Origin of the sequence: Bradyrhizobium sp. PRIMUS42 (genome assembly GCF_023006515.1) — a bacterium.
GTDB lineage: Bacteria > Pseudomonadota > Alphaproteobacteria > Rhizobiales > Xanthobacteraceae > Bradyrhizobium.
Map to the genome: position 1 here is coordinate 1 of NZ_JALBGZ010000250.1, position 8,245 is coordinate 8,245.

Consider the following 8,245-nt stretch of genomic DNA (forward strand, 5'->3'; position numbering starts at 1 on the left):
GCAGCCGACCACGGCGCGCAGGCCGGCGCCGCCGGCGCCGACCACGACGACGTCATAGGTGTGGTCTTCGATCGGGTAGGCCTTGCCGTTGGTGGCGGGAGCGCCGTTGCCCTTGCCATTCGTCTCGTTGGCCATGGGTTACACTCCGGATGAAAGTTTGAGGATCGCGTAGATCGAGGCGAGCGCCACGGCGATCGAGAAGAAGTTGTTGAGCATGACCGCGGTGAGCTTCAGCCTCTCGTTATGGACGTAGTCCTCGATCACCACCTGCATGCCGATCTTCATGTGCAAGGCACTGGCAAAGATGAAGAGGAGCAGGATCACCGCGACGGGAATGGAGCTCAGAGTCTGCGCAGCGTAGACCTGGTTGCGACCGAGCAGCATCATGATGATCACCAGCCCTGGGATCATCAGCAGCGTCATGGCGACGCCGGTGATGCGCTGGCGCCAGAAATCGGACGTGCCGGAATGCGCGGCGCCGAGATTGCGGACGCGGCCGAGCGGGGTGCGCATGCTGCGCTTTGGCGTATCGGTCCCGCTCATCGTCCGCCTCCGATCGCATAGGCGATGATCCAGACCAGCACCGTCAACGCGATGCCGCCGATCAGTGCGCCCCAGGTCAGTGCTTCCCGTTCATTGGCCTTGAAGCCGTAGCCGAGATCCCAGATGAAATGCCGGATGCCACTGAGCATATGGTGCATCAGCGCCCAGGTGTAGCCGAACACGATCAGCCGGCCGATGATGCTGCCGGCGAAGGCCTGGACGTGGGCATAGGCGGCCGGGCCGGAGGCCGCGGCAACCAGCCACCAGACCAGCAGCAGGGTTCCGACATAGAGGGCAATGCCGGTGGCGCGATGGACAATGGACAGGGCCATCGTCAGCGTCCAGCGGTACACTTGCATGTGTGGGGAGAGCGGTCGTTCGATCCGTGCGGTCATGGGCTTTGATGTTGTATGGCGGCCCAGCAGGGGGCGCGCGGGGATCGGAAGGGTCGGCTCTATTTACGGAGTCGATTTCGCCGGCGCAATCACCAATTCGCCATAAATCGAACGGCGGTTCAGCTCTAGAGCCTTGATGAAACAAGGCCAATCAGGGGCTTGGTATACCAGAGCCTGAGTGCGCCAAGAAACTACTGAACAAAAATTCATTTCTTTTGGGCCACTGAGGTACATTGAAATTACTATTGGAACGCCTCTAAGCGAACGGGCTGGTACGTCGTTCGAGCCAGCGGGTTCATGACGACGGAAGCGACCTGGGCCAACTCCAATGCCATCGCCAATTCCGCCATGCGCACTGATTTTCCGTGCGACGGCGGATATGCGCAGCCTGCATCCCACCCAAGACGGCCGACGCGGCGTGTCGACCCGCCAAGTCAGATCTCCTACAGCTGGACCAGCAGCCGAATCCGACCTTTCGGAGGTGTTGCGGGGCAGACCGGGTGATTGCAGGTCTTGAAATCAAGGAGATCATCGAGCTCGCGCTGTTGCTGATCGCAACGGGCGCGCTTTCGGGATTTCTGGCCGGCGTGTTCGGCATCGGCGGCGGCGCGATTCTGGTGCCCGTGCTCTACGAATGTTTCCGCATCGTTGGCGTGCCCCTGGAGGTGCGGATGCCGCTCTGCATCGGCACCTCGCTTGCCATCATCATCCCGACCTCGCTTCGCTCGTTCCAGGCGCACTACCGGCGTGGCGCGGTGGACATGGCGATCCTCCGCCTCTGGTGGCTGCCGATCGTCCTCGGCGTCATCGCTGGCAGCGTGGTGGCACGCTACGCGCCGGAGCGGCTGTTCAAGATCGTCTTCGTCTGTGTCGCCTACGCCGCTGCGGCGCGGCTGATCTTCGCGCGCGAGACCTGGAAGCTCGGAGGTGACATGCCGAAGGGATTGTTGATGCGCGCCTACGGCCTCTGCGTCGGCATCCTCTCGACCTTGATGGGCATCGGCGGTGGCCTGTTCTCCAATCTCTTGATGACCTTCTACGGCCGTCCGATCCACCAGGCGGTCGCGACCTCGTCGGCGCTGGCGGTGCTGATCTCGATCCCCGGCGCGCTCGGCTACATCTATGCCGGCTGGCCGGCGGCGGCGACCTATCCGGCGGTCGCAGCGCTGCAAATCCCGTTCGCACTCGGCTACGTCTCGCTGATCGGCGCCGTGCTGGTGATGCCGATGAGCCTCGTCACCGCGCCGCTCGGTGTGAAAGCCGCGCATGCGATGTCGAAGCGGACGCTGGAGACCGCGTTCGGGTGCTATTTGTTTATCGTCGGCAGCAGGTTCGTGATGAGTTTGGTGGGCGGGCAGTAGTCGCCGCAAGCTCCGTCATTGCGAGCGCAGCGAAGCAATCCAGGCTGCCTCCGCGGAAAGATTCTGGATTGCTTCGTCGCAAGGGCTCCTCGCAATGACGGCGAGAGAACGGGGCCCCTCACCTCTTCGCGTAGATATCCTTGTACGTATCCCGCAAAATGTTCTTCTGCACCTTGCCCATCGTATTGCGCGGCAGCTCGTCGACGACGAAGACGCGCTTGGGCATCTTGAATTTTGCCAGCCGGCCGTCGAGCGCCTTCAGCACCGCGGCTTCGGTGACGTCAGCGCCCTTGTTGCAGACCAGGACGGCCGTGACGCCCTCGCCGAAATCGGCATGGGGCACGCCGATCACGGCGGATTCGATCACGCCAGGCATGGCGTCGATCTCGCTCTCGATCTCCTTCGGATAGACGTTGAAACCACCGGAGATGACGAGATCCTTGCCGCGGCCGAGAATGTGAACGTAGCCCTTGGCGTCGATCTTGCCGAGATCGCCGGTGATGAAGAAGCCGTCGTCGCGGAATTCAGCCTTGGTCTTCTCCGGCATGCGCCAGTAGCCCTTGAAGACGTTCGGGCCCTTCACCTCGATCATCCCGATGTCTTCGCGAGGCAGCTCTTTCCCGGTCTCGGGCTCGGTCACGCGCACTGAGACGCCGGGCAGCGGAAAGCCGACGGCGCCGGGCACGCGCTCGCCGTCGTAAGGATTCGACGTGTTCATGTTGGTTTCGGTCATGCCATAGCGCTCGAGCACGGCATGGCCGGTGCGCGCCGACCATTCGCGGTGGGTCTCAGCCAGCAGTGGTGCCGAGCCCGAGATGAACAGCCGCATGTGCTTTGTGGTGTCGTGCGACAGCGCGGAATTTTGCAGAAGCCGCGTGTAGAATGTCGGCACGCCCATCAGCACGGTTGAGCGCGCCATCAGCTTGATGATCAGGTCCGGATCGAGCTTCGGCAGGAAGATCATCGACGCCCGCGCGAACAACGTCACGTTGGTCGCAACGAACAGGCCGTGGGTGTGATAGATCGGCAGCGCGTGGATCAGCACGTCCTTGTCGGTGAACCGCCAATAGCCCACCAGCGAGAGCGAGTTCGACGCGAGATTGTCGTGGCTGAGCATCGCGCCCTTGGAGCGGCCTGTGGTGCCCGAGGTGTAGAGGATCGCGGCGAGATCGTCATTTGCCCGCGCCACGGTCGCGAACTCGCTGCTCGCCTTGTCGGCGGCGTCCGTCAGCGAGCCTTTGCCGTCAGGCCCAAGCGTCTCGACCTTGGCATTCACCTTGGCAGCGATCGGGGAGAGCCCTTCCGCCTTCGAGGGATCGCAGACTACGAGCGACGGCTCGGCATCGCCGATGAAGTAATCGAGCTCGTTCAGCGTGTAGGCCGTGTTGAGCGGCAAATAGACCGCGCCGGCCCGCACCGTGGCGAGATACAGCACGATGTTGGCGACGGACTTTTCGACCTGCACCGCGACCCGGTCGCCCGGCTTCACGCCGCGCGCGACCAGCACATTCGCCATTTGCCCCGCTCGCGCGATCAAATCGCCATAGCTGATATGGGCGCCGTCATGCGTCTCGATCGCGAGGCGCTTGGGATCGTTCAGGCCGTCGAACAGGCGGGAAAACAGGTTGGCGTTGGCAGCTGGGTTCATGCAAGATTTCCTCGACCGCAGGGACTTGTACAACAAGGCTTGTTGGACAAGGCCGGTCAAAACCGAGGGCTGGATTAGCAAAAACCGCCCCGATGAAGCAACGGAGACAGTTTGCATGACCAAGAACGGGAAACGCGTGGCCTGGGTGACGGGTGGTGGCAGCGGGATCGGGGAGGCCGGCGCCGAGGCGTTAGCTGCCGACGGTTGGACGGTAGTGGTGTCCGGCCGGCGGAAGGACGCCCTGGACACCGTGGTTGCGAAGATCACCAAGGCCGGCGGGGCGGCCGAGGCCATTGCCCTGGATGTCTCCAACGCCAGTGCGGCCCAGAAGGCCGCCGATCAGATCGTCGCAAAGCACGGCCGCATCGACCTCCTGGTCAACAATGCCGGCATCAATGTCCCCAAGCGCAGCTGGAAGGATATGGAACTGGACGGCTGGGACAGGCTGGTCCAGGTCAATCTCAACGGCGTGCTCTACTGCATGCACGCGGTGCTGCCGACAATGCGCAAGCAGCAGGACGGCGCCATCATCAACGTTTCGTCCTGGGCCGGGCGCCACGTCTCGAAGATGCCGGGCCCGGCCTACACCACGACCAAGCATGCGGTGCTGGCGCTGACCCATTCCTTCAACATGGACGAATGCGTCAACGGCCTGCGCGCCTGCTGCCTGATGCCGGGCGAGGTGGCGACGCCGATCCTGAAGCTGCGCCCGGTGGTGCCGAGCGAGGACGAGCAGGCCAGGATGCTGCAATCCGAGGATTTGGGACGCACCATCGCGTTCATCGCGAGCATGCCGGCCAGAGTGTGCATCAACGAAGTCCTGATCAGCCCGACCCACAATCGTGGTTTCATCCAGACGCCGAACAACAGGGATTGAGACGGTACTGTCTCAACGGGCTCACTGCCGTAGGGTGGGCAAAGGCGCGAAGCGCCGTGCCCACCATCTCTCTCCGCATTTCCGTTTGGTGGGCACGCTGCGCTTTGCCCACCCTACGGCATCGTTTGCTTGGTGCACGTTCGCCCACCACACGAACATCCCCTCCCATAGTTTCACGCATCACAAAGAATTTTTCCCCGAAACCGCATCGCGAACCCTCCCGTAATTCGGTCCAACGACGGCACTGCTGCATCACCTCTCAAGTGTCGCAGCCGCCGTTGTTGCCCCAACCCAACACCGGCCATCGCCGGTAGCAATTCAATCGGGAGACTTTCCATGTCGAAGCGCATTGCCTATCTCGCCGCCGCCGCCTTCAGCGCCCTGGCCATCACCGCGACCGTCGTCGCGCCCGTCCGCGCCGAGGAAAAGACCGTCATGGTCGGCGGCGCCGCGATGTTCCCGTCCAAGAACATCGTCCAGAACGCGGTCAACTCGAAGGACCACACCACGCTGGTCGCAGCGGTCAAGGCGGCGGGCCTGGTTCCGACGCTCGAAAGCAAGGGCCCGTTCACGGTGTTCGCGCCGACCAACGCCGCCTTCGGCAAGCTGCCGGCCGGCACCGTCGACAATCTGGTCAAGCCCGAGAACAAGGCCACGCTGACCAAGATCCTCACCTACCATGTCGTGCCCGGCAAGCTCGAGGCCTCCGACCTCACCGAGGGCAAGAAGCTGAAGACTGCCGAAGGCGAGGAACTGACGGTCAAGAAGATGGACGGCAAGACCTGGATCGTCGATGCCAAGGGCGGCACCTCGATGGTGACGATCTCCAACGTCAACCAGTCGAACGGCGTCATCCATGTGGTCGACACCGTGCTGATGCCGGCGTCGTAACACCGCGCGATCCTGTTTCATCCCCGACAGGATGCTTCGAGACGGCGAGCCGGGGGTGCCCGGCTCGCTTTATTGTGACCACATTAGCCTGACGGCATCGATTCGATGGCGAGCATGGCGTAACGAAGACGGACGGCCCGGCGTATAATCCTGACACACGATCCCCAGGACGGAACCATCATGGCGAGCCTCACAGTCACCGACGAGCAGGTCAGGGCCAATCCGGCCAAAGTGATCCAGCCAGCCTGGGTCCGGGTCATGCACTGGGTCAACGCCCTCGCCATGATCCTGATGATCCTGTCGGGCTGGCAGATCTACAACGCCTCGCCGCTGTTCGGCTTCAGTTTTCCGCGCGAGTATACGCTGGGTGGTTGGCTCGGCGGCGGCCTGCTCTGGCATTTCGCGGCGATGTGGCTGCTGATGATCAACGGCCTCGCCTATCTCGTCACGGGCTTTGCCACCGGCCGGTTCGCCAAGAAGCTGCTCCCGATCACGCCATCAGGTGTGCTCCACGACGTCAGGGCTGCCTTGACCTTCAAGCTCGGCCATGACGATCTCAGCGTTTACAATTACGTGCAGCGCCTGCTCTACGCCGGCATCATCGTCGTCGGCGTGCTGATCGTGCTCACGGGGCTCGGCATGTGGAAGCCGGTGCAGCTCTATTACCTTGTCGCACTGTTCGGCGATTATCCGACCGCGCGCTACATCCACTTCTTCTGCATGGCTGCGATCTGCGCATTCCTCGTCATCCACGTCCTGCTCGCGCTGCTCGTGCCGAAGAGCCTGCGCGCCATGATCATCGGTCGCTGAGGAGGACAACATGGCGAAGCGTTCATTCCTGATCCCCGGCGTCGACAAGCGGCTCCTGATCAAGGACTCCATCAAGACGATGCCTGACGTCACCCGCCGCCGCTTCATCGCTGGTGGCGCCAGTCTCGGCGCCCTGACGCTGCTGACCGGCTGCGACGTCATCGACAGCTCATCCGCCGAGGAGATGCTGAAGCAGGTGTCGAAATTCAACGACGCGGTGCAGGCCTTCATCTTCAATCCCGACGCGCTGGCGCCGACCTTTCCCGAAAGCGCGATCACAAAACCGTTCCCGTTCAACGCCTATTACGATCTCGACGACGCGCCCGATGTGAACGGTGCCGACTGGAAGCTCGAGGTGCGCGGTCTCGTCGACAACAAAAAGTCATGGACGCTGGACGAGCTCTACAAGTTGCCGCAGGTCACGCAGGTGACCCGCCATATCTGCGTCGAAGGCTGGAGCGCGATCGGCAGCTGGACCGGCGCGCCCTTGCGCGATTTCCTAAAACTGATCGGCGCCGACACGCGCGCGAAATATGTCTGGTTCCAGTGCGCCGACAAGGATGGCTATAACTCGCCTTTGGACATGCGCAGCGCGCTGCATCCGCAGACGCAGATGACGTTCAAATATGCGAACGAGATTTTGCCGCGCGCCTACGGTTTCCCAATGAAAATCCGCGTGCCCACGAAACTCGGTTTCAAGAACCCGAAATACGTACTCTCGATGGAAGTCACCAACGACTACAAGGGCGGCTATTGGGAAGACCAGGGCTATAATTCGTTTAGCGGGAGCTAGGCGCGCTGCCGTAGGGTGGGCAAAGCGCAAGCGTGCCCACCAACATTGTATCCGTGACCATGGTGGGCGCGACGCTGGACATGATCGCTGCAGCGGTCCTATTTTGTGGACTGCATGAGCTTGAATCCAGCGACCAGAATGAACATCAAGAAATGGCTGGCAGCGTCGCTGATTTGCGTTGCGGCGATGTCTGCGCTGGTCGACGGCCTTTTCTTTTGGCGCGGCATATACGCAAGGCCCGTAACCGATGCTTTTGCAGACACCCTGTTGGCGTTTTTGCTCATCATGTGGATCGTGATTGACCAGCGAGATCACCCACAAGTCGAGCGGCCGTTCGACTACGGATTTCTCCTCGGGGTGTTCTGGCTGCCGTATCTGCCTTACTATCTGTGGCGAACGAGGCGTGTGGCCGGACTATGGATGTTGGCCGGCTTCCTCGGCTTGTTCTCGCTGGGATTCTTCGTTCAGCTGGCGATATGGTCGGTTCTCGTCATGTATCCGCGGTAGTCGCTGTGTTGGGCACGGCGCTGCTCGCCTTTACCCACTCTACGACACCGTCGATTTGGCTGGCCCCACCTTCCGCTGGCACAGCGCCGCAACCGCTCCCAGCGCCAGCAGCGCCGCCGACACATTGAGTGCGTAACTCAGGCTCCCCAGCGCGTCCGTGATCGCGCCGACCACGATCGGGCCGAGCGTCTGGCCGACGCCGAACGAGATCGTCATCGCCGCGATTGCGGTCGGCCACACCTCCGGCGGGTAGTTGAAGCGGACGAAGGCGGTGGTCGAGCCGACCACGGCGAAGAAGGCGACGCCGAACACCACCGCGGAGATCGCGAGCAAGGCCGGCGAATGTCCTAACATCGGCAGGGCCGCGCCCAGCGCGTTGGTGCCGAGAATGATGGCCGTGGCAAGCCCGCCGCGATCGAG

The 8,245-nt window shown here is 62.4% G+C and carries 10 protein-coding genes; 6 read left to right on the forward strand and 4 right to left on the reverse strand.

The window, feature by feature from the left end:
- Positions 1 to 138 precede the first annotated feature (138 nt).
- Both sdhD and sdhC read right to left on the reverse strand, forming a co-directional pair.
- The gene (gene sdhD / locus MOV75_RS19285) at positions 139 to 543 is read right to left on the reverse strand and encodes a succinate dehydrogenase, hydrophobic membrane anchor protein (protein WP_247006392.1); all 405 of its coding nucleotides are present in this window, start codon (positions 541 to 543) and stop codon (positions 139 to 141) included.
- Entirely contained in the window at positions 540 to 938 is a 399-nt protein-coding gene (gene sdhC, locus MOV75_RS19290) for a succinate dehydrogenase, cytochrome b556 subunit (protein ID WP_247006393.1), read from the reverse strand. The genes sdhD and sdhC overlap by 4 nt, the downstream gene beginning before the upstream one ends.
- 500 nt (positions 939 to 1,438) lie before the next feature.
- Here sdhC and MOV75_RS19295 point away from each other — a divergent pair, with 500 nt between their 5' ends.
- Positions 1,439 to 2,299, forward strand: a complete 861-nt coding sequence (locus MOV75_RS19295) for a sulfite exporter TauE/SafE family protein (RefSeq protein ID WP_247006395.1) — start codon at positions 1,439 to 1,441, stop codon at positions 2,297 to 2,299.
- 118 nt (positions 2,300 to 2,417) lie between these two features.
- On the opposite strand, the gene MOV75_RS19300 is transcribed toward MOV75_RS19295, so the two are convergent.
- Complete coding sequence (locus tag MOV75_RS19300; RefSeq protein ID WP_246919913.1) at positions 2,418 to 3,947, reverse strand: malonyl-CoA synthase; 1,530 nt, start codon at positions 3,945 to 3,947, stop codon at positions 2,418 to 2,420.
- A gap of 115 nt (positions 3,948 to 4,062) precedes the next feature.
- Here MOV75_RS19300 and MOV75_RS19305 point away from each other — a divergent pair, with 115 nt between their 5' ends.
- From MOV75_RS19305 to MOV75_RS19325, 5 genes are all read left to right on the forward strand, one after another.
- Positions 4,063 to 4,824 (forward strand): SDR family oxidoreductase, encoded by a 762-nt coding sequence (locus tag MOV75_RS19305; RefSeq protein ID WP_246919912.1) that lies wholly within the window; start codon positions 4,063 to 4,065, stop codon positions 4,822 to 4,824.
- A 336-nt stretch (positions 4,825 to 5,160) separates the two neighbouring features.
- Complete coding sequence (locus MOV75_RS19310; protein WP_246919911.1) at positions 5,161 to 5,715, forward strand: fasciclin domain-containing protein; 555 nt, start codon at positions 5,161 to 5,163, stop codon at positions 5,713 to 5,715.
- Positions 5,716 to 5,895: 180 nt separating this feature from the next.
- Entirely contained in the window at positions 5,896 to 6,525 is a 630-nt protein-coding gene (locus MOV75_RS19315; RefSeq protein WP_246919910.1) for a cytochrome b/b6 domain-containing protein, read from the forward strand.
- Positions 6,526 to 6,535: 10 nt separating this feature from the next.
- Positions 6,536 to 7,318, forward strand: a complete 783-nt coding sequence (locus MOV75_RS19320; protein ID WP_246919909.1) for a molybdopterin-binding protein — start codon at positions 6,536 to 6,538, stop codon at positions 7,316 to 7,318.
- A gap of 138 nt (positions 7,319 to 7,456) precedes the next feature.
- Complete coding sequence (locus MOV75_RS19325; protein ID WP_246919908.1) at positions 7,457 to 7,825, forward strand: hypothetical protein; 369 nt, start codon at positions 7,457 to 7,459, stop codon at positions 7,823 to 7,825.
- A 39-nt stretch (positions 7,826 to 7,864) separates the two neighbouring features.
- On the opposite strand, the gene MOV75_RS19330 is transcribed toward MOV75_RS19325, so the two are convergent.
- Positions 7,865 to 8,245, reverse strand: a 381-nt coding sequence (locus MOV75_RS19330) for a YbfB/YjiJ family MFS transporter (protein WP_247006397.1), incomplete at its 5' end; no start/stop codon positions are given.

Excerpts from the sequence above, each read along its gene's own strand:
- sdhC (WP_247006393.1), bottom strand. The coding sequence starts at position 938 with ATGACCGCACGGATCGAACGACCGCTCTCCCCACACATGCAAGTGTAC.
- MOV75_RS19300 (WP_246919913.1), bottom strand. The coding sequence starts at position 3,947 with ATGAACCCAGCTGCCAACGCCAACCTGTTTTCCCGCCTGTTCGACGGC.
- MOV75_RS19325 (WP_246919908.1), top strand. The coding sequence starts at position 7,457 with ATGAACATCAAGAAATGGCTGGCAGCGTCGCTGATTTGCGTTGCGGCG.
- MOV75_RS19315 (WP_246919910.1), top strand. The coding sequence starts at position 5,896 with ATGGCGAGCCTCACAGTCACCGACGAGCAGGTCAGGGCCAATCCGGCC.
- MOV75_RS19310 (WP_246919911.1), top strand. The coding sequence starts at position 5,161 with ATGTCGAAGCGCATTGCCTATCTCGCCGCCGCCGCCTTCAGCGCCCTG.
- sdhD (WP_247006392.1), bottom strand. The coding sequence starts at position 543 with ATGAGCGGGACCGATACGCCAAAGCGCAGCATGCGCACCCCGCTCGGC.
- MOV75_RS19305 (WP_246919912.1), top strand. The coding sequence starts at position 4,063 with ATGACCAAGAACGGGAAACGCGTGGCCTGGGTGACGGGTGGTGGCAGC.
- MOV75_RS19320 (WP_246919909.1), top strand. The coding sequence starts at position 6,536 with ATGGCGAAGCGTTCATTCCTGATCCCCGGCGTCGACAAGCGGCTCCTG.